This is a genomic window from Sorangium sp. So ce426, from assembly GCF_051475585.1.
GTDB lineage: Bacteria > Myxococcota_A > Polyangia > Polyangiales > Polyangiaceae > Sorangium > Sorangium cellulosum_B.
The window spans coordinates 12769028-12790429 of the sequence record NZ_CP150341.1; the positions used below are offsets into that span (position 1 = coordinate 12769028).

20 protein-coding genes and 1 tRNA gene are annotated in these 21402 nt (G+C 72.3%); 9 read left to right on the forward strand and 12 right to left on the reverse strand.

Features of this window, described 5'->3' with window-relative positions; genetic code table 11:
• The first annotated feature begins 12 nt into the window (after positions 1-12).
• The 4 genes from WMF44_RS48005 to WMF44_RS48020 all read left to right on the forward strand — a co-directional run bounded on the left by WMF44_RS48005 (position 13) and on the right by WMF44_RS48020 (position 3226).
• Positions 13-1011, forward strand: a complete 999-nt coding sequence (locus tag WMF44_RS48005) for an FHA domain-containing protein (RefSeq protein WP_437296754.1) — start codon at positions 13-15, stop codon at positions 1009-1011.
• Positions 1012-1066: 55 nt separating this feature from the next.
• Positions 1067-1531: a hypothetical protein gene (locus tag WMF44_RS48010; RefSeq protein WP_437296755.1), complete on the forward strand. Its 465-nt coding sequence runs from the start codon at positions 1067-1069 to the stop codon at positions 1529-1531.
• Between the two features lie 14 nt (positions 1532-1545).
• Positions 1546-1914, forward strand: a complete 369-nt coding sequence (locus tag WMF44_RS48015; protein WP_437296756.1) for a cupin domain-containing protein — start codon at positions 1546-1548, stop codon at positions 1912-1914.
• A gap of 148 nt (positions 1915-2062) precedes the next feature.
• The gene (locus tag WMF44_RS48020) at positions 2063-3226 is read left to right on the forward strand and encodes a flavin reductase (protein ID WP_437296757.1); all 1164 of its coding nucleotides are present in this window, start codon (positions 2063-2065) and stop codon (positions 3224-3226) included.
• 78 nt (positions 3227-3304) lie between these two features.
• Here WMF44_RS48020 and WMF44_RS48025 read toward each other — a convergent pair whose 3' ends face one another.
• The 9 genes from WMF44_RS48025 to rnr form a co-directional block, all read right to left on the reverse strand.
• Positions 3305-4216, reverse strand: a complete 912-nt coding sequence (locus WMF44_RS48025; RefSeq protein WP_437296758.1) for a methylenetetrahydrofolate reductase — start codon at positions 4214-4216, stop codon at positions 3305-3307.
• A gap of 40 nt (positions 4217-4256) precedes the next feature.
• Positions 4257-4544, reverse strand: coding sequence for an MSMEG_0570 family nitrogen starvation response protein (locus tag WMF44_RS48030; protein WP_437296759.1), 288 nt, complete (start codon positions 4542-4544; stop codon positions 4257-4259).
• A gap of 16 nt (positions 4545-4560) precedes the next feature.
• A complete protein-coding gene (locus tag WMF44_RS48035) occupies positions 4561-5790 on the reverse strand; it encodes an MSMEG_0565 family glycosyltransferase (protein ID WP_437296760.1) in 1230 nt (409 codons plus the stop codon).
• Entirely contained in the window at positions 5787-6767 is a 981-nt protein-coding gene (locus WMF44_RS48040; RefSeq protein WP_437296761.1) for a sll0787 family AIR synthase-like protein, read from the reverse strand. Before WMF44_RS48040 ends, WMF44_RS48035 begins: the two co-directional genes overlap by 4 nt.
• The gene (locus WMF44_RS48045) at positions 6767-7273 is read right to left on the reverse strand and encodes an MSMEG_0567/Sll0786 family nitrogen starvation N-acetyltransferase (RefSeq protein WP_437296762.1); all 507 of its coding nucleotides are present in this window, start codon (positions 7271-7273) and stop codon (positions 6767-6769) included. Before WMF44_RS48045 ends, WMF44_RS48040 begins: the two co-directional genes overlap by 1 nt.
• Positions 7170-8489, reverse strand: a complete 1320-nt coding sequence (locus WMF44_RS48050; protein WP_437296763.1) for an MSMEG_0568 family radical SAM protein — start codon at positions 8487-8489, stop codon at positions 7170-7172. The genes WMF44_RS48045 and WMF44_RS48050 overlap by 104 nt, the downstream gene beginning before the upstream one ends.
• Positions 8434-9462: a Nit6803 family nitrilase gene (locus WMF44_RS48055; RefSeq protein WP_012241613.1), complete on the reverse strand. Its 1029-nt coding sequence runs from the start codon at positions 9460-9462 to the stop codon at positions 8434-8436. The genes WMF44_RS48050 and WMF44_RS48055 overlap by 56 nt, the downstream gene beginning before the upstream one ends.
• 14 nt (positions 9463-9476) lie before the next feature.
• Positions 9477-9959, reverse strand: coding sequence for an MSMEG_0572/Sll0783 family nitrogen starvation response protein (locus WMF44_RS48060; RefSeq protein ID WP_020742060.1), 483 nt, complete (start codon positions 9957-9959; stop codon positions 9477-9479).
• Between the two features lie 222 nt (positions 9960-10181).
• Entirely contained in the window at positions 10182-12554 is a 2373-nt protein-coding gene (gene rnr / locus WMF44_RS48065) for a ribonuclease R (protein ID WP_437296764.1), read from the reverse strand.
• 103 nt (positions 12555-12657) lie between these two features.
• Between rnr and WMF44_RS48070 the strand changes: the two genes are divergently transcribed.
• Both WMF44_RS48070 and add read left to right on the forward strand, forming a co-directional pair.
• Complete coding sequence (locus tag WMF44_RS48070; RefSeq protein ID WP_437296765.1) at positions 12658-14043, forward strand: vitamin K epoxide reductase family protein; 1386 nt, start codon at positions 12658-12660, stop codon at positions 14041-14043.
• Positions 14044-14100: 57 nt separating this feature from the next.
• Positions 14101-15294: an adenosine deaminase gene (gene add / locus WMF44_RS48075; RefSeq protein WP_437296766.1), complete on the forward strand. Its 1194-nt coding sequence runs from the start codon at positions 14101-14103 to the stop codon at positions 15292-15294.
• Positions 15295-15372: 78 nt separating this feature from the next.
• Here the strand turns inward: add and nadE are convergent, their stop codons facing one another.
• Positions 15373-17292 (reverse strand): NAD(+) synthase, encoded by a 1920-nt coding sequence (gene nadE, locus WMF44_RS48080; protein ID WP_437296767.1) that lies wholly within the window; start codon positions 17290-17292, stop codon positions 15373-15375.
• A gap of 11 nt (positions 17293-17303) precedes the next feature.
• Entirely contained in the window at positions 17304-18290 is a 987-nt protein-coding gene (locus tag WMF44_RS48085; protein ID WP_437296768.1) for a hypothetical protein, read from the reverse strand.
• Between the two features lie 241 nt (positions 18291-18531).
• Here WMF44_RS48085 and WMF44_RS48090 point away from each other — a divergent pair, with 241 nt between their 5' ends.
• The 3 genes from WMF44_RS48090 (at position 18532) to WMF44_RS48100 (ending at position 20662) form a co-directional block, all read left to right on the forward strand.
• A complete protein-coding gene (locus WMF44_RS48090) occupies positions 18532-19395 on the forward strand; it encodes a Crp/Fnr family transcriptional regulator (protein WP_437296769.1) in 864 nt (287 codons plus the stop codon).
• Between the two features lie 214 nt (positions 19396-19609).
• A tRNA-Leu gene (locus WMF44_RS48095) sits at positions 19610-19692 on the forward strand.
• Positions 19693-19969: 277 nt separating this feature from the next.
• Complete coding sequence (locus tag WMF44_RS48100; protein WP_437301693.1) at positions 19970-20662, forward strand: DUF721 domain-containing protein; 693 nt, start codon at positions 19970-19972, stop codon at positions 20660-20662.
• Here WMF44_RS48100 and WMF44_RS48105 read toward each other — a convergent pair.
• Complete coding sequence (locus tag WMF44_RS48105) at positions 20553-21401, reverse strand: FHA domain-containing protein (protein ID WP_012241622.1); 849 nt, start codon at positions 21399-21401, stop codon at positions 20553-20555. The genes WMF44_RS48100 and WMF44_RS48105 overlap by 110 nt on opposite strands.
• Position 21402 lies beyond the last annotated feature (1 nt).

Below are 21402 nucleotides of genomic sequence, written 5' to 3' on the forward strand. Positions count from 1 at the left end.
CAGGCAGCATCGATGGCGTTGACGATCGTGGTGCTCGCGCCCGACGGGGCGGGGAAGGCGGACGGCGGCGAGCTCTCCCTGACGCTGGACGCGCCCCGCGTCATCATCGGGCGCGCGGAGGGCTGCGAGGTGCGCCTCCCCGACACGAGCGTGAGCCCCCGGCACGCGTCGATCCGGCAGCGGGGCGCCACGTACCTGCTCCTCGACGAGGGCAGCGAGAACGGCACGTTCCTCGGCAAGACGCGCATCGCCCTGCGCACGGCGATGCCCCTGAAGAGCGGCGACCGCATCCGCATCGGGCGCGTGTGGCTCCTGCTCCGGATCGAGCCGGCGGTCGCGAAGGCCGCCCCGGCGGCCGCCGCCAAGGAGCTCGCCCTCGAGCTCGTCGCGCGCGGCCTCGCGGCGCAAGGGGAGGATCCGGCGCCGCGCGTGGTCGTCGTCGAGGGCCCCGACAGCGGCCGCGCGCTGCGGATCGAGGAGGCGGCGCGGCCCTACATCCTCGGGCGCGCCAAGGACACCGATCTCGTCCTCGACGACCCGGACGTCTCTCGCCGTCATCTGGCCATTACCCGCAGGGGCGATCAATTCTCGGTTCAAGATCTCGGATCGCGCTCGGGCGCTTCGCTCGACGGCGCTCCGGTGCCTCAGTTCGATACGATCTGGCGTCCTGGACAGGTGCTCGCGATCTCGGGCGATCGGCTCATCTTCGAGCACCCGGCCGCCGAGGCGCTCGCGGAGATCGAGCGCAGCCCGTGTGAGCCGCTCCGTCCAGACGCGGTGTTCGAGCCGCCTTCGATCGAGGAGCCGAAGGCAGCGCATTCCACGCCGACGCCTCCGCCTGCCTCGGTGAGCACGAGTTCGCCGCTCGCGCAGCCCGCTGAAGCGGCTCCGGTGTCTCGCGCGGCGCAGGGAAGTGGATGGGGCTTCACAGAGGCGCTCATTGCCCTGCTCGCGCTCGGTGTGCTGGCGCTCAGCATTGCTGGCCTGTTGTGGCTGCTGGGGCGCTCTTAGCGTCTTGACGTCGCGCGCGCGCAGGGTTCGATGAGCGCAGTCCGGAGGGGTGCGCATGCGTGCGATCCGAATGAGAGCTGACGGCGAGGGCGAGGCCACCGAGGCGGAGCTTGAGGCGGAAGGGATCCGGTGCGGCGCGTTCGACCCGGGCGCAGCCGAGCTCGCCTTGCAGCGCGTTGTCGCGGACCGCGGGTGGACGGACCACGAGGATGTCCGCCGCGACGGGAGCAAGCCGCGCGACGAGGCGGAGAGCGCCAGAGAGGCGGATGAGCACTGCCACCTGGGCGACGAGGTGCGGCTCTTCGTGGAGGGACAGGGCTGTTACGACATCCGCTGCACGAACGACGATTGGCTGCGGATCTGGGTCGGCGCGGGCGATCTCATCGCCGTGCCGGCGCGGCGCTACCATCGCTTCTGGGCGAGCAAGGCGGGCGCGATCCGCTACCTGCAGCCGTACGGCGGCCGTCACCTGCTCATGCAGCTCTACCGCGTGTCCGATGATCGGACGCGCGCGATGTGATCGCGAGGTACCCCATGGCGCATCCCTACCGTCTCGTCACCTCCAGGGCCCGGATCCCCGTCCCTGGCGGCAAGCTCATCGAGGAGATCTTCGGCCGCGTGAACACCGGCACGGAGGGGTTCAGCCTGGCGCACATGGTGGCCCCGCCGGGCTGGAGCGAGCCGGCGCAGACGCCTTCGTTCGGCGAGCTGACGCTCGTGATCCGCGGCCGTGTGCGCGCCGAGATCGCGGGCGAGACGGTCGACGTCTCGGCCGGCCAGGCCCTCTGGACGGAGCCCGATCAGCGCGTCCGCTACAGCAACCCGTTCGACGAGGAGAGCGAGTACTTCGCGCTCTGCATACCGGCCTTCGCGCCGGACCTGGCGCGGCGCGACGCCGAGTGAGCTCCGCAGTGCGCGCGCTGCGCGGCGCGTGATCTTCCGCGCGGCGCCGCTGCATGACGCGCGCATCGCGGTGCGCGGCGCGCGTGCTGGCGCCGCGCGCCGCGCAGATCCTGGATCCCTGGTGGGCGCCGAGCGCGTACTATGCCCCATGCTCTTCGATCCCGCGGAGTTCCGGAAGGTGCTGGGCCAGTTTGCGACCGGGGTCACGCTCGTGACCACGGTGCAGGACGGCACGCCGCAGGCGATGACGGTGAACTCGTTCAGCGCGGTCTCGCTCGACCCGCCGCTCGTGCTGTTCTGCGCGGACAGGCGGTCGCGCACGAGCGCGGCCATCGCGGCGTCCGGGGTCTTCGCGGTGAACATCCTGCGGGAGCAGCAGCGGGAGTTCTCGGACCTGTTCGCCGGCAAGGGCACGGACATCGATCGGCAGGCGGTGCTCACCGAGGCTCACGTGGCCGAGTCGGGCAGCCCGATCCTCAAGGATGTGCTGGCCTTCATCGACTGCAAGGTGGAGCACACGTACGAGGGGGGTGATCACATCATCTACGTCGGTCGCGTGCTCGCGTCGGGCCGGGGGGAGGCGGGCGCGCCGCTCCTGTATTACCGGGGTACGTACCAGGCCCTCGACGACGTCTGGCGGTGGCGCGATCGCTACGCGGCGCGAGAGCAGGCGACCCCGTTCCACGAGCTCGTCGACTTCTTCGATCGCATGCAGGCGGAGGGCCCTTATGCGACGCTCATCGACGAGCTCGTCACGCTGGTCGATCCGGGCGTCGAGGAGCGGTGCCTCGACCTCGGCTGCGGCACGGGCCGCCTGACGCGCGAGATGGGTCGCCGCTGCCACGAGTCGATCGGGATCGACGCGACGGCGGCGATGGTGGAGCGCGCCGCGCAGCGGGCGAAGGCGCTCGGCCTGGACAACGTGACGTTCCGGGAGGCGCTGGCGACGCGGCTGCCGTTCCCCGACGCCTCGTTCGACGTGGTGACCGCGTCGAACCTGCTCCTGCACCTGCCCGAGCCGGGCCCGGTGCTGGCCGAGGCGGCGCGCGTCCTCCGCCCGGGCGGCCGCCTGGCGCTGCTCGAGCCCGCGGCCACGATGAGCCGCGCCGCGATGGCCGGCTACCTGCGCGGCCACCGGTACAACCCGTCGACGGCCCACGCGATGCTGGCGTGGGCCGACGCGGCGGAGGTCACCTACCGCCACACCGAGGACAAGCTCGGCGGCGAGCTCGGCGGCGCAGGGCTCCAGGTCGACCGCCGCGAGCGCCGGATGAACGGCCTCGCGCTGCTCTGGATCGCCCGCAAGGCCTGAGCGCGCCGCCCGAAGCGCCCCGTCACCAGGCACCAGGCACCGGCCCCCGTCCGGCGCGCGGAGCCCCGCGCTAGAGACTCATGCCGCCCGCCGGAGCCCTGCCTCGTCGACCAGCCGGGGCACCCAGTCCTCCGCGCCGATGGACCGCATGTGGATGCCCGAGAGCCCGGGGATGTCGCGGAGCCCGCGGATGAGCTCCAGCGTGATCCGGTAGCTCTCCCCCTCCGCGTCGCCGCTCAGGCGGACGCGCTCGATCAGGTGATCGGGGACCACGAGGCCCGGCACCTTCTGCAGGAAGCTCAGCCGATCCACGCCCGCGAACGGGAAGATCGCCGCGATGAAGTGCGCCCGCTCGTGCAGCCCGCGCTCCACCACCGCGGCCATCCAGCGGCGCATCGACGCGAGCTCGAACACCGCCTGCACCTGGATGAAGCTCGCGCCCGCGTCGATCTTCGCGGCGAGCCGGTCCATCGCCCCGGCGATCGCCTGCTCCGCGCACGGGAAATCGATGGTCCCGACGTGGAAGTAGGGCGCCGGCGAGACGACGTCTCCGTTGAAGAGCTTCCCCTCGCGCGTCAGCCGGCGGGTCAGCTCGATCGCCGCGTAGCTGTCGACGTCGCTCACCTCCTTCGCGTCGGGATCGGAGCCGATGGCGCACGGGTAGCCGCCGAGGACGATGATGTTCGAGAGCCCGAGCGCCGCCATCCCGAGCAGGTCGCCCTGGAGGGCGATCTTGTTCTTGTGGCGGAGCGAGAACTGGAGCACCGGCTCGAGCCCCTCCTGCTTCACGAAATGGCCGACTACCATGTTGGCGCAGCGCGCCTGCGAGAGCAGGTGATCGTTGATCTGCACCACATCCACACAGCCCGCCATGTTTCGGGCGTGCTTCAGCAACTTCTCCAGATCGTAGTGACGCGGGGGCGTCAGCTCGGCGGAAACGAGGAACTGGCGCTCGCTGAGGAGGCGCTCCATCTTCGACTTCGTCACCATCTCCTGCTCCTTCCGTCACTCGACGAACCTGAGGACTCCGTCACTCGACGAACCTGAGGACCCGGACCTTGGCCCCGCTCCGGCCGTGGAACCGCGCGGCCGCGCTCGCGATGCGCGCCGCCTCGGCCCGCGCCAGGCTGCAGGGGAACCCATATTTCTTGAAGACCCGCTCGCTCGCGATATCGAGCGCCGTCCGGCAACGCGACACGAAGTCGTCGAGCTCGTAGCTCTCCCCGACGTCAAGGTGCTCCTTCACGACGAGCGACGGAGAGTAACAGACCTGCTGCTCGCCGCTCGGCCACTCGATAACGAAGCGCATCTCCGGCATACGTCGCTCGCTTGTCCTACGTTTGACGGGATCCAAGGAACTCGCGGTACACGCCGGCCGCGATGCGGGCCGATCGATCCCACGTGTACCGGGCCGCGGTCTCGATCCCCGCGGCGCGGAGGCGCCGCCTCACGCCCTCGTCCAGGATAGCCTCCATCGCGCCGGCGAGATCGTCTGTTCTCGAGGGATCGACGAGCAGCGCGCTCTCGCCGTCGGCGAGGAACTCGGTGAAGGGAGGTTGCGCAGAGCTCACCACCGGCGCCCCCGAGGCCATCGCCTCCAGCAGGACGAGCCCGAACCCCTCGCGGACGGACGGAAAGACGAACGCGTCGGCCAGCCGGTAGAGGGGCGGGATCAGCGCGTCGGGGAGCACGCCCGCGAGGACGAGCGGCGGCGGCGACGCGCCCGCGGGCGAGGGCCATACGCCGCCTTCGCGCGCGATCGCCTCGAACTCGCGCTGGTAAGGCTCGTAGTCGAACAGCGTCTCTCCGCCGGCGATGATGAGCTGGGCTCCGGGTAGCCGCTTCCGCACCGACAGGAACGCCTTGAGCAGGCCGATCGAGTTCTTGCGCGGCTCGACGCCGCCCACGGTCACGTAGAGCGGCGATCCGGTGGCGCCGAGGCGCGCGCGCAGCGCCGCGTCCCGCTCGTCGGGCGTGGCCGTGTAGCGGCGCAGGCTCACGCCGTTCGGGACGATCGCCGCGTCGACGCCGTGCTCGGCCCGGAGCGCCTTCCTCCACGCCTCGCTGACCACGAGGCACGCGTCGGCCTCGCGCACGGAGCGGTCCTGGCAGGCGCGCAGGTACGGGCTGTCGTAGTCGTCGAGGTGGTGCACCGTCCGGAGGAAGTGGGGGACGCGCCCCTCGGCGCGCAGCGCCGCGAGCGCGTTGGCGCTGATGCAATCCTGGGAGTGCCAGACGTCGTGCCGCGCCCCGAGGCGGCGCAGCCCGTCCTCGAACTCCGCGATGCGCTGCTTCACGACAGCGTCGATCCCCGCCGGCGGGGGCGCGGCGGGCACGAGGACCGAGGGGCAGCGCGGCGCGCGGTAGAAGCCGCCCTGGTCCTTGTTCAGCGCGTAGATGCAGACCGAGACGCCGAGGTCGTGGAGCGCCTCCGCGAGCTCGACCGTGTGCACGACGCCGCCGCGCGGCTTGGTCGAGTAGGTGAGGAGCGCGACAGAGAGCGGCGCGCCGGAGGCTTTCGTGGCGCCGGCGCTCATCGCGCCGGCTGGGGTGCGGGCGCTCATCGCGCGCCCTCGCGCGCGAGCCCGGTGAGCGGCTCCGCGGAGAGGTCCCAGAGCGTGTGTCGCTCGCCGGCGGCCTGGAGGGTGAGCCGCCGCGAGCCGTCGACGGCGCCGACCGCCGCGCTCGCGATGCCCCGCCGCGCGAACGCCGAGAGCACGTCGCCGGCGACCCCGGGGCGCACGCTGAGCAGGAAGCCGTAGCTCGGGAACGCGAGCAGCCAGCGCGCGAGCGGGACGTCGCGCGGCCGCGGGACGGCCTCCAGATCGAGCACCGCGCCGGCGCCGGACGTCTCCAGGAGCATGAGCAGCGTCCCAACGACGCCGCCCATGCTGATGTCCTTGCCCGCGTCGCACAGGCCCGCCTCGGCGAGGGCGGGCAGGACCTCGAGGTCGCCGCGGAGCCGCGCCGGATCCGCGCCCGTCGAGGCGTTCCAGAACGGGTGCTCCGCGTGCATCGCGCCGCGCAGATCGATCGCCGCGACGAGCACGTCGCCGGGGCGCGCCGCGAAGCTCGTGATGAGCCGCCGCGCCCGGCCCGCGATGGCCACGGCGAGGGCGTTGTAGGGGCCGCGCGCGCTCGTATGCCCTCCAACGATCGGCACGCCGTAGGCGCGCGACGCGGCGACCATGCCCTCCAAGACCGGCTCCAGCGCGCCGGCCGAGGTCCCCCAGACGACGTCGACAACGGCGATGGGGCGGCCGCCCATCGCGTAGACGTCGCTGACGTTGACCATCACGGCGCTGTAGCCGGCGAACCGCGGGTCCCCTTCGAGGAACGCGGGCCAGATCCCCTCGGCGGCGAGGAGCAGGTAGCCGTCTCCGTCGGGGATGGCCGCGCAGTCGTCGCCGAGCGCCGCGGGTCGCTGGACGGAGCCGGCCGCGCCCGGCGCGCCGGACAGGTGCCGCGCCGGGATCTGCACGTCCCGCTTCGCGAGGACGCCGATCGCGCCGCGCAGCTCGGCCGCGACGCCGCCGAGCATCAGCGGAACCTCTGCCCGGGCGGCGGGCGCGGCTCGTCGCTCGGCGGGTAGCTGTCGAGGTCGGCCTCCATCAGGTGGTGCGGCCGCTCGCGGTGCGCTCGCTCCTCGAGGGAGCGCCAGTGGATGCCCTCGAAGAACGGGACGTTGGCCGCCTGGACGAGCGCGAGGAACCGGTGGCACCCCCAGCCGTGGGCGGTGGTGACCGCCTTGTGGACGAGGCCGCGGCCGACCACGCCCTGCTTGCGGTGGGCGCGCTCGACGCCGAGCCGGCCGCCGTACCAGAGGCCGGGCTCCGCCTCGTAGATGCGCACGGCGCCGACGAGCCGCGGGCCCCCGGGCGCCCCGTGCTCCAGGGCGGCGATGGGGAACGCGGAGGCGTCCCAGTCGTCCTCGTCGGTGGTCTTAAACAGCCCTTGCTCGTCGCAGAAGATGGCCCGGCGCAAGCGGAGGTACTCGAGGTACGTGTCCCTGCTCTGCACAAGCTCGAAGCTGTAACGTGGCGTCATCGGAGCTCTCCGAGGTTGGTGTCCATGCCGCGCCGGGTCCTGGCCGCGCCGCGGGCCGGCCTTCTGCCTCGAAGCCCGAGAGCCCCGAGCAGGCGCCGCAGCGGGCGCAGCCCGCCTTCACGTCGGTCGAGCGCAGCCCCGCCCGCGCGAGCAGCGGGCCGATGTGCTCGTAGAGCGCCCGCATGAAGTCCCCCGAGGGCGGCGCGCGATCGGCCCCGGGCGTCCCGGGGATGGGCACGAGCGGGACGAGGAACGGATAGACCCCCAGCGCGATGAGCCGCTCGCTCGCGTCGAGCAGCGACGCCAGGGAGTCGCCGAGCCCGGCGATGAGGTAGGTCGACACCTGGCCGCGCCCGAACACGCGCACGGCCGCCTCGAACGCCTCGAAGTAGCGGGCCACGCTCACCTCGGCCTTGCCCGGCATCGCGGCCGCGCGCACCTCGTCCTCGACCGCCTCGAGGTGCATGCCCAGGCTGTCGACGCCGGCGGCGCGCATCCGCTCGAACCAGGCGAAATCGTCGGGCGGCTCGCACTGCGCCTGCACCGGCAGATCGACGCGCGCCTTGATGCCGCGCGCGCAGTCGGCGAGGTGCGCCGCGCCGCGATCCGCCGAGCGCGGCGTGCCCGTCGTCAGCGTCACGTGCCGCACCCCGTCGAGCCGCGCCGCCGCCTCGGCGACCTCGCCGAGCTGCTCCGGCGTCTTCTTCGCGGTGGTGCGCCCCGCCGCGAGCGACTGCCCGATCGCGCAGAACGTGCAGGCCTTCTCGCGCTCCGTGTACCGGATGCACGTCTGGAGCACCGTCGAGGCGAGGACGTCCGCCCCGTGCAGCAGCGCGATCTTGGGGTAGGGGATGCCGTCCTTCGTCGAGAGGGCGTAGAAGCGCGGCGTCTTCACGAGGGCGATGGGCGCGAGCGCCTGGCCGTCCCGCTCCACCGTCCCCGCGCCGTCGCGCCCGAGCCGCGCGACGAACGGCGACGCCGCCGCCTGGTCGGTGTGGATCGGGATCATCACCGTGGCCCCGCGCAGCGTCGCCGCGACGTGCTGGGTCGGCCCCGCGCCGCCGCGCCGCGAGGTCCACGCCGCGCGGCCGCCGTCGCCCTCGCCGGAGGCGCGCTCCGGCGGGGGCGCGGCGCCCGCCTCGGGGGCGCCCTCGGGGGCTTCAGCCAGCCTCAGGCCGAACGACTGGAGCTCGGTGATCAGCGTCTGGGTATCCATGGTCCACCGCCGCAGGGGCAAGGGAGGAGGCCTTGGGGCTGCCCGCGCCGAGCGTTATCGAGCGCTCCGCCGTATCCATCCAAAGCCGCAGCAAGTCGGGCCGGGCGTAGTGCCCCGCCGCATCCATCATCCGCTTTCGCTTCGTGATCAGGGCGAAATCGAGCTCGGCGACGGCCATCCCCTCGCCGTCGGTCACGGGCGGGCACGCGTGCACGCCCTCGGGCGTCACGATCGCCGTCATGCACCCGCCGCGCAGCACGCCCTGGATCTGCTCGTTCGGAGCGACCTCCCGGACCTGCTCCGGCGTCAGGAAGGCCGTGGCGTTCACCACGAAGCAGCCCGACTCCAGCGCGTGGTGCCGGATCGTCACCTCCATCTGCTCGGCGAAGATGGGCCCGACGAGGGAGCCGGGGAACTGGCTGCAATGGATCTGCTCGTGCTGCGCGATGAGCGCGAACCGCGCGAGCGGGTTGTAGTGCTCCCAGCAGGCCAGCGCCCCGAGCCTCCCGGCCGCGGTGTCCACGGTCCTGAGCCCCGAGCCGTCGCCCTGCCCCCAGATCATGCGCTCATGGTAGGTCGGCGTGATCTTGCGCCGGTGGAGCACCAGGGAGCCGTCGCTGTCGAAGACGAGCTGCGCGTTGTAGAGCGTCCCGTGATCGCGCTCGTTCACGCCGAGCACCACGACCACCCCGTGCGCGCGCGCGGCGGCCGCCACGGCCCGCGTCACCGGGCCGGGGACGGTGACCGCCTCGTCGTAAAGGCGCATGTGCTCCTTCCCCATGGCGGGCGGCGGGAGCACGAAGGAGAAGTACGGGTAATACGGGACGAACGCCTCGGGGAAGACGCACAGCTCGGCGCCCTCCTTCGCGGCCCTGGCGATCGCGGCGACGACCCGCTCGGTCGTCCCGTCCCGGCTGCCGAGGACGGGACTGGCCTGCACCGCGGCCGCCCGGACTTTGCGGTTGAACTCCATGGACCGCGCCCGGATCAGAGCGTCCAGGAGTGGACCATGAACGCGTTCTCCCGGCGGTGGATCAGCTGGATGTCGAGCACGTCGAGCGGGCTGATGGGCTTGATGCCCGGGATCAGCGCGTGCTCGCCGTGGCCGTAGAGCGCCTGCAGCGCGAACCGGCAGGCGTACACCTTGCCGCCCTCCTCCATGAACCGGCCGATCTGCTGGTTCACCGCGAGGTGCCCGGAGAACGCCTCGCTGCCGAGCTTGGGGAAGCCGCGCTGGAGCCCCAGCGTGACGCCCGGCCCATAGAGCAGGATGGATGTCTCAAACCCCTTACGTTGCAGGCGGATCGCCGTCAGCACGTTGACGAGGCCGATGGACCCTTCGAAGGCCACCGTGTGAAAGGTAACCAGCGCCTTCTCTCCCGGCTTCGCCTTGACGTCTTCGAAGACCTTCTCCTCGTAATCGACCAGGAAGTCACCAGCGTTGTAGGCGGGATACGTCGGCTTGGGCATTGGTTACCTCTCTCCTAGAATGAGTTAGTTGAGAACATAGTGGTTTTCTGGGCGCAAGGAAAATGCAGGAACCCTCCCTCTTTATGAGCGGGCCGGGGCATCTCGACGATTTCGACGAGGTTTCGCGCGGTTGTCCGCGAGAACGAGCGTGGCTGGGAAGGCGCTGCGCGCTCGTGCGTTCGAGCGCAAAGCCTGCAGGGAATCGAGCCCTCGGGCGGGCTGCTACCGCTGCTTCTTTCGCACCTTGGCGCTCTTGCCGCCCTTGGTGCGCTTGCTGGTCTTAACGCCCTTCAGGGGCCTCGTGCTCTTGCTGATCTTGACACGACGGGGGGGCCGTGCGTCCGCCGCGTCGCGCCGCAGCCGGCGCGGCTTCGCCTCGTCCGCCGCCGGCTCGCCGGCGAGGCGCCGGCCATAGACGGCGCGCCGGAGGATGGCCACGTCCTCGATCTGCACGAGCATCGCGTCGCCGATCGCGATCCGGTCCCCCGAGCGGCGGCCGATGACGCGCAGCCCCTCGTCGTCGATCTCGTACTGATCCGGGCCGAGCGACTCCATGCGGACGAGCACGTCGACGAAGGGATCCTCGATGTTGACGTAGACGCCCCCTCCCACGATGCCCGTGACGGTGCCCTCGAAGGTGTCGCCGAGCCGGGAGCGCATGAGCAGCGCGCGGTGCAGGTCGACCACCTCGCGCTCCACCTCCATCGCCTTTCGCTCGCGCTCCGACGCGGTGATGGCCGCCTCGCGCAGCCGCTCGGTGGCCGCCTCGCTCCTGTCGACGCGCTCGCCGCGCAGCACCGCGCGGATGGCCCTGTGCGCCGTGATGTCCGGGTACCGCCGGATGGGCGAGGTGAAGTGCAGGTACGCGCTCGAGGCGAGCCCGAAGTGGCCCACGTTCGCGACGTCGTACACCGCCTGCTTCATCGCGCGGAGCAGCAGCATGTGCAGCACCTGCTTCTGCGGGTGCGCGTCGAGCTTCTTCAGGAACACCGACAGCCGCTTGGGGTCGGCCGCGTCCTCGGGGTCGAACGCGAGCCCGAGCTCGCCGCACATCGTCGCGAAGCGCTCGAGCTTCGCCTGGTCCGGGGGCGCGTGGTACCGGAAGACCGTGGGGATGCCCTGGTCGACGACGAACTGCGCGCACGTCTCGTTCGCGAGGAGCATCATCTCCTCGATGAGCTGGTAGGCCTTCGCCACGCCGGGGTCGTGGCTGCGCTTCTGCACGTCGACGGGCGCGCCCGTCTCCGGGTCGAGCACCACCTTCGCCTCGGGCAGGTCGAGGTCGAGCGCGCCCCGCCGCATGCGCCTGCCGCGGAGCAGCCGGGCGAGGTCCCACATCACCTGAAGGTCGTTCCTGAGCGCCTCGGCCTCGGGGCTGCGCGGCGGCTCGGGGGTGAAGCCGAGCGCGCGCGCCACGCCGGGGTAGGTGAGCTTGGCGATCGAGCGGATGTACCCCTCGATGACGCGGGCCCGCCGCACCGTCGCCGTCGCGTCGAGCTCGACCTCGACGCACAGGCAGAGGCGGATCACGCCCGGCAGCAGCGAGCACAGGTTCGACGAGAGCGCCCGCGGCAGCATCGGGATCGCGCGATCGGGCAGGTAGACCGAGTTGCCCCGGCCGAGCGCCGCCTGGTCGAGCGCCGTGCCCGGCCGCACGTAGTGCGAGACGTCGGCGATCGCGATCCAGGCGCGGTACGAGCCGTCTTCCTCGCGGATCACCCACACCGCGTCGTCGTGGTCGCGCGCGTCCTCCGGGTCGATCGTCGGCATGGGCAGGTGGGTGAGGTCCGTGCGCCCCTCGAGCGCCTCGGCCGGCACCTCGCCCCCGAACGCCTCCGCCTCGGCGATCGCCTCGGGCGCGTGCTCCTCCTCGATCCCCTCGCGCACCAGGATCTTGGCGACCTCCACGTTCGGGTCGCCGGGCGTCCCCAGCACGGCCTCGAGCACGCCCTCCGGGTTCTCGTCGGCCAGATCCGGGAAGCGGGCGATCGACACGACCGCCGCGGCGCCGTCCTCCGCGTCGGGCGGAACGAGCGGCCCGCCCGGCTCGCGCGGCACGATCACGATCGGCCCGCGGACGCGCCCGTCGTCCGGCTCGAGCCACGCGCTCCTGCCGCGCCGCCGCAGCACGCCCGCCACGCGCGCGTGGCGCCGCTTGACGACCCGGACGATCTCCCCCTCCACGCCGCGCCGCGAGCGGGTCGAGATGCGCACGAGGACGGTGTCGCCGTGGAGCGCGCCGCCAATCGCCTCGGGCGAGATGTAGACGTCCTCGGCCGCCCCTCCGAGCGCCACGAAGCCGAAGCCGCGCGGGTGCACCGTCAGCGTCCCCTCGCGCTCGGCGCCGCGCGCCTCGACCTGCTTCTGGCTCGTGCGGAAGCGCTGCCCGGGGAGCGCCACGATGCTGCCCTCCAGCGACAGCTCCTCGAGCAGCCGCTGCAGCTTCGCGTAGCGGCCCGGCTCGACCCCGAGGCGCTCGGCGATCTCGTTCGCGTGCAGGGCGCGCTTGAACGAGGACAGCAGGTCGACGACGGCCTCCCGGCGGCGCGCGCCGGAGCCGGTCGTCGGAGGATCTCCGCGAGATGAAGAACGCATGAAACTCGACTAGCACGAGTCTCCTCGCGCTGGCTGTCTCCGCCCGGGTCCGGTATGCCTCGAACCCACCCCTCTTCCACCTGCAACGCACCCGCAACGACCGATGCTGCTGAACTCGATCGCCCTGCTCCTCGCGCTGGTGCTCCTCGTCGCCCTCGCCGGCAGGGGCAACGTCTTCGCGGTGCGTCCGGCCGGCGACCGGCGTGAAGGACGCGAAGGACACGACGGACGGCCTGGGCGCGCGGAGGCCTCTCAGGCGAGCCCAGAGGCGCCTGCGTCGCCGTCCTCGAGCGAGCGGCAGGCTGGGCGCGCCCGGTTCTTCGTCACGCTCTTCCGGCTCGCGCTCTTCGTCGCCATCGCGGCGAGCGCGGCGCTCGTCGTCGAGTACCAGAACGCGGGTGATCCGGCGTTCTGCGGCGTCACGTCGGGGTGCTTCGCCGTCAGGATCTCGCCGTACAGCCGCTTCCTCGGCGTCCCGCTGCCGAACCTCGGCCTCGCCGCCTTCACCGCGCTCCTCACCGCCTCGTTGCTCGCGCGGGCGCGCTGGCACCACGCCGCGATCGCGGCCGCCTCGGCCGTCGGCGGCCTCGCCGCCGTGGTGCTCCTCGGGCTCCAGAGCTTCGTGATCGGCGCGTTCTGCGCGTGGTGCATCGCGGTCGATCTCGCGGCCTTCGCCGCCGCGATCACGTCTGCCCTCGTCGCGCGGCAGGCGCGGCGCATGCCGGCCGGGGCGTTCGAGCGCGCTGCCCAGGGCGGGCCGCTGGGCGTCACGGTGTGGGGCGCGGCCGCCGCGGCCGCGATCGGATTGCCGTTCCTGTGGGGCAGCCACCCGGTCATTCCGCCGCTCCCGCCGGAGCTCGCGGCGCTGCAGGAGCCGGGCAAGATCACGATCGTGGCCTTCACCGACTTCGAGTGTCCCTTCTGCCGCAGGCTGCACCCCGAGCTGACCAAGATCGAGGAACCCTACGGCGACAGGGTGCGCCACGTGCGCAAGATGGTGCCGCTCCCGATCCACCCCGGCGCGCTCCCCGCCGCGAAGGCCTACGTCTGCACGCCCGAGGACAAGCGCGAGAAGGCCGCGGCGCTGCTCTACAGCGCGTCGCCCAGCAAGCTCACGGACGAGCGCGTCGCCTCCGTCCTCTCGCCGCTCGGCCTCTCCGCCGCGGAGCTCGCGGCCTGCCTCGCCGCGCCCGAGACCCAGGCCGCCATCGACGCGGACGTCGCGCTGTATGGGCGGATGGAGGCGCGCGGGCTCCCGACGACCTACGTCGGCCGGCGGCTCGTTGTGGCGTACAACCCCGAGCGGATCCGCGATGCGCTGCGCCGTGAGGCCGCCGGGGACGACATGAGCTTGCCGCTCCCGTGGCTCTTCGTCGCCCTCTTCGGCGTGGCCGCCGTCGCCGTGGTCGCGGCCGGAAGGGATCGCTCGCGCGGCGCGGCGGACGAGGGGGGCGCCGCGCCCTCGTCGTCCTCGCCAGAGCGATCGTGAGCGACGTCGCGCCCCGCGCTGCCTTTCGCGGCCGGTCGCCGGGTGACAGAATAGCTCATGAGTGATCATCCCGAGCTAGCCGGCAAGCTCCCCCTGGAGTTCTTCCGGCAACTACCCAAGACCGATCTGCACGTCCACCTCGACGGCTCGCTGCGCCTCGAGACGATCATCGAGCTCGCCCGCGCCCACCACGTCGAGCTCCCCACGTACGAGCCGGCGGAGCTGCGCAGGGTGATGAACCTGGGCCAGAACTGCGGCTCGCTCGTCGAGTACCTCAAGGCGTTCGACATCACGCTGCGCGTCCTGCAGACCGAGGAGGCCCTCCACCGCGTCGCCTACGAGCTCGCGGAGGACGCCGCGCGCGAGAACGTGCGCTACATGGAGGTCCGCTACTCGCCGATGCTGCACACCCGCCTCGGCCTGCGGCTCACGAGCGTTGTCGAGGCGGTGCTCTCCGGGCTCAGGACGGCGCGCGACGCGCTGGGCATCGAGAGCAACGTCATCGTCTGCGGCATCCGCAACATCTCGTCGGAGTCGTCGCTGGAGATGGCGGAGCTCGCGGTGGCGTACAAGGGCCGCGGCGTCGTCGGGTTCGACCTGGCCGGCGCCGAGTACGACCACCCGGCGAAGCACCACAAGGCCGCGTTCCAGCTCGTGCGGCAGAACAACATCAACTGCACCATCCACGCCGGCGAGGCGTACGGCCCCGAGTCGATCGCGCAGGCGCTCCACGTCTGCGGCGCGCACCGGATCGGCCACGGCTGCCGCCTGCGCGAGGACGGCGACCTGCTCCACTACATCAACGATCACCGCATCCCGCTCGAGTGCTGCCCGTCGTCGAACGTGCAGACCGGCGCCGTGCGGGACCTCGCCTCGCACCCGCTCAAGCTCTACCAGAGCCTCGGCCTGCGCGTGACCGTCAACACCGACAACCGGCTCGTCACCGACACGACGGTGTCCCACGAGCTCTGGCACTGCCACACGAAGATGGGGTTCGGGCTGAAGGAGATCAAGGCGACCATCGTGGCCGGCTTCAAGAGCGCCTTCCTGCCGTTCCACATCAAGCAGGCCTATCTCCGCCGCGTCACCGAGGATCTCGAGCGCTTCTCGGCGGACGGCTCGATCCGCCCCGCCGTGACGCCCGTGGCTCCTGGCATGGCCGCCGGCCACGACGGGATCGAGATCGCCGCGAGGGACGGGAAGGACGGCAGGCAGGGGCCCTCGGCCTCCGTCGAGAAGGCCGCCAACTGACGCGCTGCCCGCCGGCGCGCCGCGGATCGAAGCGCCGATCGCGCGGCGCAGGGCGGCGGCCGCGCCCTCGGAGCGGGCTCAGCCGCCCTTCCACTCGGTCCGCTGCACCACGGGCAGCTGCAGCGCGCGCTCGCGGTCGAGATCGAGCGAGCCGAGGTGGATCGCGATCGGCGACTGCACCCACTTGAAGATCGATCTCGAGAACAGCGTCGCGAACTTCTCGGCCCAGGCCCGCAGCGCGGCGGGGTCCTTGTCGGGGAACAGGCTCGGGAGCGCCGCCGCGACCTCGTCGGCGGCGAGCTTCTCGGCGCCGTAGAGGTGGAGGCACGCGTCGAGGACCTCGAACGGCATGAGCTCGGCCTCGCCCGACTGGTTCTCGGCGAGCTCCGGCCCGGCGGTGGTGGCGAGCGTCTGCTGGATGCCCTGGAAGCGGAAGCGCTGCGAGAGGCGCTCGAGCAGCGCGATGACCACCGTCTTCGGCAGGTTGGCGATGACGCTGAACGCTCCCTCGAGGTCGCCGCCCACCGTGGTGTAGCCGAGCGCCTTCTCGCTCATGTTCCCCGTCTGCAGGAACAGCGCGCCGCTCGTGTTCGCCCAGTTCCACATGCGCCCGCCGCGGATGCGCGCCTGCACGTTCTGCTTCGTGAGCTCGGTGAGCTGCCCGCCCTCGCCGACCATCGCCTGGGCGGCCTCGAGCTCCCGGGGGAACGCGTCCTCGATCGGGATGACCGCGAACGACACCCCGAGATCGTCGGCGATCTGCGCGGCGGCGCGGTGCGTGGCGTCGCTGGAGTAGCGGGAGGGCATGAAGAACGCGTGGAGCGACGCCCCCATCCGCTCGCGCAGGGCCGCGCCCTCGAGGCCCGGGTGGATGAGCTGCACCGCGCGCCAGGCGACGAGCAGCGTGAGGAGCGAGTCGCGGCCGCCCGAGAGCGCGAGGCCGATGCTCTTGAAGGCGCCGATCTTGCGGTAGTAGTCGGCGACGCCGAGCGCGAGCGCCTCGTAGAAATCGTCGAGCAGCTCGTCGCGCGCGGAGATCGCGGGCAGCGCCGCCGAGGGCAGGAACGGCGTCGTGCCGGCCGGCGGGGCGGGGTAGGCGAGGCGCGCGCGGTCCGCGGTCTCCCCGTCGATCCGGAGGACCTGCACCATGCGGGCGGAGGCGCGGCGGAACTCCTCGAGATCGCTGCGCCAGGTGCTCGCCTCGCGGCGGCAGCGGGTGGTCCGGTCGAGGTCGACGACGGCCGCGGAGAACCCCTCGCGGAACCGCGGCGCCTCCAGCATCGGCCGGCCGTTCTGGTTGATGAACCCGCCGCCGTCGAAGACGAGCCCGTCGTTGCCGCCGACGAGGTTCGCGTAGGCGACCGTGCACTGGTTGTCCGCGGCGCGGGTCGCGATCATCTCGCGGCGGGTGCTCGTCACCCCGGCGCGGAACGGCGACGCCGAGATGTTGCAGACGATCTCGGCGCCGGCGTAGCAGCGACGCCGCATCGGGCCGTCGGGCGACCAGATGTCCTCGCACACCTCGACGGCGATCGTCCCGAAATCGAAGGCGTAGACGCGATCGCCGCAGAGGACGCCGTCGGCGTCGAGCTCCATGAGCGGCATGCCGCGCGAGAACGTCCGCGCCTCGTAGAAGATGTTGTAGGTCGGCAGCTTCTCCTTGGGGGAGAAGGCGAGCACCCGGCCGGCGTGGACGATGGCGCCGGCGTTGAAGAGGTCGCCCCCCACGCCGACGGTCACGCCGATGACGAACACGGTGCGGAGCTGCGCGGTCTCCTCGGCGAACCGGCGGAGCTCGCGCTGCTGGCTCGCGACGAACGCCGGCCACTGCACGAGATCCTCGGCCGCGTAGCCGCCGATCACCTGCTCCGGGAAGACCGCCAGGGTGACGTCGTCGCGCGCCATCGCGCGCGCGAGCGAGAGGCACCGGTCGGTGTTCGAGCGGACGGCGCCGACGGTCGCGTTGACGCTGGCGATTCCGATCTTGACGAGTCGCATCGGGCGGCAGCCTACCGCGGCAGCACGGCGCTGAGCAGGCCGAAGAGCTTGTCGAGCTCCCCGGGCGTCACGCGCCGGTTCGACCTCACGCGGTCCCCCTCGGCGAAGAAGACGATCGGGTCGACGACGCGGACCGTCACGATGGCGATGCGGAACGAGGTCGCGCGCTCGATCTCCTCGTTGAGGAAGGCCGCGTCGCGGGCGGCGAGCTCGGGGCTCTCGCTCGCGCCGTCGAGCGCGACCGTGGCGCCGCCGTCCTTGGTCAGCGTCACCGTGGCCTCGAGCGACCTCAGGGTGGGCGGCACCCGGGGCGCCTCCCGCGGTCCCTTCAGCGTCCGCGCCGGGTCGATCGCCGCGGCGATCGCGGCCTCGTCCCCTGTCGGATCGGGGAAGCCGCCCGTGCCAAGGAAGCGCCGCGCCTCGCGGGCCCGCGCGACCGGCAAGACCACGAGGAAGTCGGGCTCCACGGTCGCCACGACGCGCGTGTGCCCCTTGATGGTCACGCGCACCGCCGGCACGCCGAGCCCGCTCTCCTCGGCCCCTGGCGGCTGGCTGCGCGAGAGGAGCGCGTCGAGGCCGGACGCCAGCCTGTCCGGCGGCACGCTGTGCTGGACGACGACCACCGCCTCGTGGGCCGCGTCCGCGCGCGGCGCTGTGACGAAGGCGCGCTCGACGTCCCGCTCCGGATCGAGCCCCGTGCCGGTGAGCACGGGGCCCCACAGATCGAGCGCCGAGAGCCGCGCCATGATGGGGTGTCCCCGGGTCCTGTCGCCGTAGACGAGCACCGAGACCTTCCCCCCGGCGATCGACTGCGCGATCGCGGCCGCGTTGCGCGGCTTCGGCGGCGGCGCCGTCTCCGCGCTGACCGGCGCTCCGGACGACGCGGAGCCGCACGAGGCGGCGAGGAGGGCGAGGCCGATGGCGGCGAGCCGCAGCAGCGAGCGGCGCGGCGGCGAGGCGCACATCGCGGCGGGGAGCCCTTGGCGAACGGACGGCATCACCCGGGCGACGTTACCGGCACCTACCCGATCCTGCCAGCGGGGCAAACCTCCACGACGCCCGGGCGCGCACCTCGGCGCGCACCTCGCCGCAGCGAGGCCATCCCTCTTCCTCGGCTCGGGACCTGGAGTAGGATGCCGCTCCCGCGGTCCACGCAGAGCTCGTGCGCGCCGCAAGGCTCCGTGTCCCGCGACGCCGCGGACGCGGCGCCCGACCCATGTTGAAGAGGAGTGTCATCCCATGGCGGTCCGCCCATCCGACCTGCACGCGATCCCGCTGTTCGAGAGAATCACGGAGGATCACCTCGATGACCTGATGAAGGCGTTCCAGCGCCAGGAGGTCCCGTCCGGCCACGTGCTCTTCGAGGCCGGGAGCGCCCCGGCGCACCTGTTCCTCCTGGTCCGGGGCGAGGTCGCGCTGCTCGACGCGGGCGAGACGCGCTTCCGCCTGAGCCCCATCTCGCCCATCGGCGAGCTCGGCGCGCTGACCGGCTTCCGGCGGACGACGACGGCGGTGACGGCGCAGCCTTCGGAGATCTGGCGCATCGGCGCCGCCGAGCTCCAGGACTTCTTCGAGGACCACGGGGACGTCGCGTACCCCTTCTACAACAACCTGCTCAACGTCGTGGCCGGCAAGATCCGGCGCGACGCGCGCCGCCTCGAGGAGACCCGCGCGAACCTGATCCGCACGCAGAAGGCGATGAAGCGGCTCCTCGATCTCGTGCTCGACAGCGAGGAGACGCCGCTGAGCAAGGTCATCTGCGCGACCCTCGAGGAGCTCATCGAGAAGAACCGGCGTTCCCACTACATGGTCGAGCCGGCGCACACGCTGAAGAGCTCGGTCCGCCTGGACAGCGGCGCCCTCGTCCCCGTCGTCGAGCTCTCGGACGGCTGGCTGCGCCTCGCCGGACTGCGCGACGTCGCGAAGGGCGCGCACTGGAGCGGCGTGCTCGTCCTGCCCGCGCGCGAGATCCCGGTGAGCGGGACCCTCGACGCGGTCGACGATCACGGCGCGCTGGTGAAGCTCGATCTCCTGATCGACGAGTACGCCTCCGCGCTCCAGGACTACCTGACGCGCCTCCAGATGCTGGATTTCGTGGTGTGACCTCGCGCCGCGCCGCGCCGCGATCGCGGGCCGCGCCTCGATGCGTGGCGGCGGCGCGGCGGCGCTGCTCCTGGCTTCGCCGCGCCTCCTGCCCGCGCGACCGCTCTCGGGCGCTCAGGCGCTCTGGCTCTCAGGCTCTCAGGCGCTCTGATGGTTGCCAGGATCGTGCCCGGTGATCTACGGTTCCAGGAGCTCGCTGACATCGCAGCGCTGAGCCGAAGTGGCGGAATGGCAGACGCGGCGGATTCAAAATCCGCTGTCCGCAAGGGCTTGTGGGTTCGAGTCCCACCTTCGGTACCGAGAGCGCCCCTCACGATCGTTCGACGCCAGGCAGCCGAGGGCGGGTGCCTTGCTCTGGCGGGCGACCGCCTTGGTCACAAGGCGGCGCCGTAGGGGCTGACCGTCCGTGACGCTGGGCGAGCCTGGACGGCGCGCTCTGCCGGAGCACGGCGCTGTCAGGCTGCTACGCTCGGCGCGCATGTCGCGTCGGAGCGGAGGTGGGATCGAACGGCTGGGTGCGCTGATCCAGCGCGGGTCCTCGCTCTCGGCGCCGTCGGAGGTCGACACCTCGCCGATGCCGTTCCGCGAGTGGGAAGCGGCCGTGGGGTCCAGGATCGCCGCGCGCGCGCGGCCGCTCAAGCTGGAGCGCGGCGTGCTCCACGTCCGCGCGGCGAGCTCGATGTGGGCGCAGGAGCTCTCGCTGCTCGGCGACACCATCACCGCGCAGCTCCGGTCGCGCGGCCTCCCGGTGCAGTCCCTCCGGTTCCGCGTGGGCAAGGTGGACCCGGTCGCGCGGCCGCCGTGGCGCGAGGAGGTCCGCCCGACCCCGAAGGAGGCGCCGCTCCCGGCCGAGGTGCGGCGAGAGCTCGGGAAGGTCGCCGACACCGAGCTGCGCGAGGCGATCGCGAAGGCCGCCGCGAGGAACCTCGGCTGGCAGGAAGCCGAGGCGAGCGCGCGTCCCCGCAACGCGCCGCCGCCGCTCCAGCCCTCCGCGGCGCCGGCCCCAGGTGTGCCGCCGCCTGCTTCACGCGCGGCGCCGCCGCCTGTTCCGCACGGGGCCGCTCGCACGGCGCCGCCGCCGGCTCCGCGCGTGTCGCGCGTGTCGCGCGTGTCGCCAGAGGCCGCCGCTCCCGCGACGCCCGGCGGCGATGCGGAGGCTACTTCGCCGCGACGAGGCGCTCGAGACCCTCGATCCGCTGCATCAAGAACCGCTCGGTCGGACCGAACGACGGAGCCATCCGGCGCAGGTCGTCGAGGTAGATCCTGAGCGGCTGGATATCGAGCGTCTTGACGCGCCGGACGACGGTGTAGAGCTCGTCGACGACGGGGCCGGGCAGCGGGCGGCGGGCGATCGTGAAGAGCTCGAACGCGTAGTTGACCCACGTCCCCTTGGTCGTGGCGCCGGCGAGGCGAGCCGCGTAGCGCGCGGCGAGCTCGGCGGCCGGCATCTCCAGCGGCACGTTCGTCCGCGCGCGGCTCAGGATGTCGATCAGCACCGTCTGCAGGATGCGCTCGGCCTCCTCGCTGCGGCCCATCGCCAGCGCCTTGTCGGCGAGGCTCGCGAGCAGGCGCAGCGACTGGAAGCCCTTGGATCCGCCGTCTCCCGTCGGGCTCGTGAGCTCCGTCGGGTCGTCCGACATCTTGCGCATCTCGGTCAGCGCCATCGCGCCGAGCGTCGCCGTCGCGCGACGGAACTCGACCCCGTAGGCGTCGTGGGGGCGCGACTCCTCCCCGCCGTAGAGCAGCATCTCCTGGCTGCCGATGATGATGCGGTCGCCGTCGGTCAGCTCGCGCTGGCCGGAGATGCGCGTGCCGTTGACGTACACGCCGTTCCTGCTCTCGAGATCGTGCAAGGCCACGCCGTCGTTGCGCACCTGCAGCGTCGCGTGGCGCCGCGACACCAGCGGGTCATCGAGCGAGAGCTGGCAGTCGCCGCTCCGGCCAATCACGAAGGGCCCTTCGGGGAGCTCGAAATCGTGCGCCAAGTACCGGAGGCGGAAAGGCATG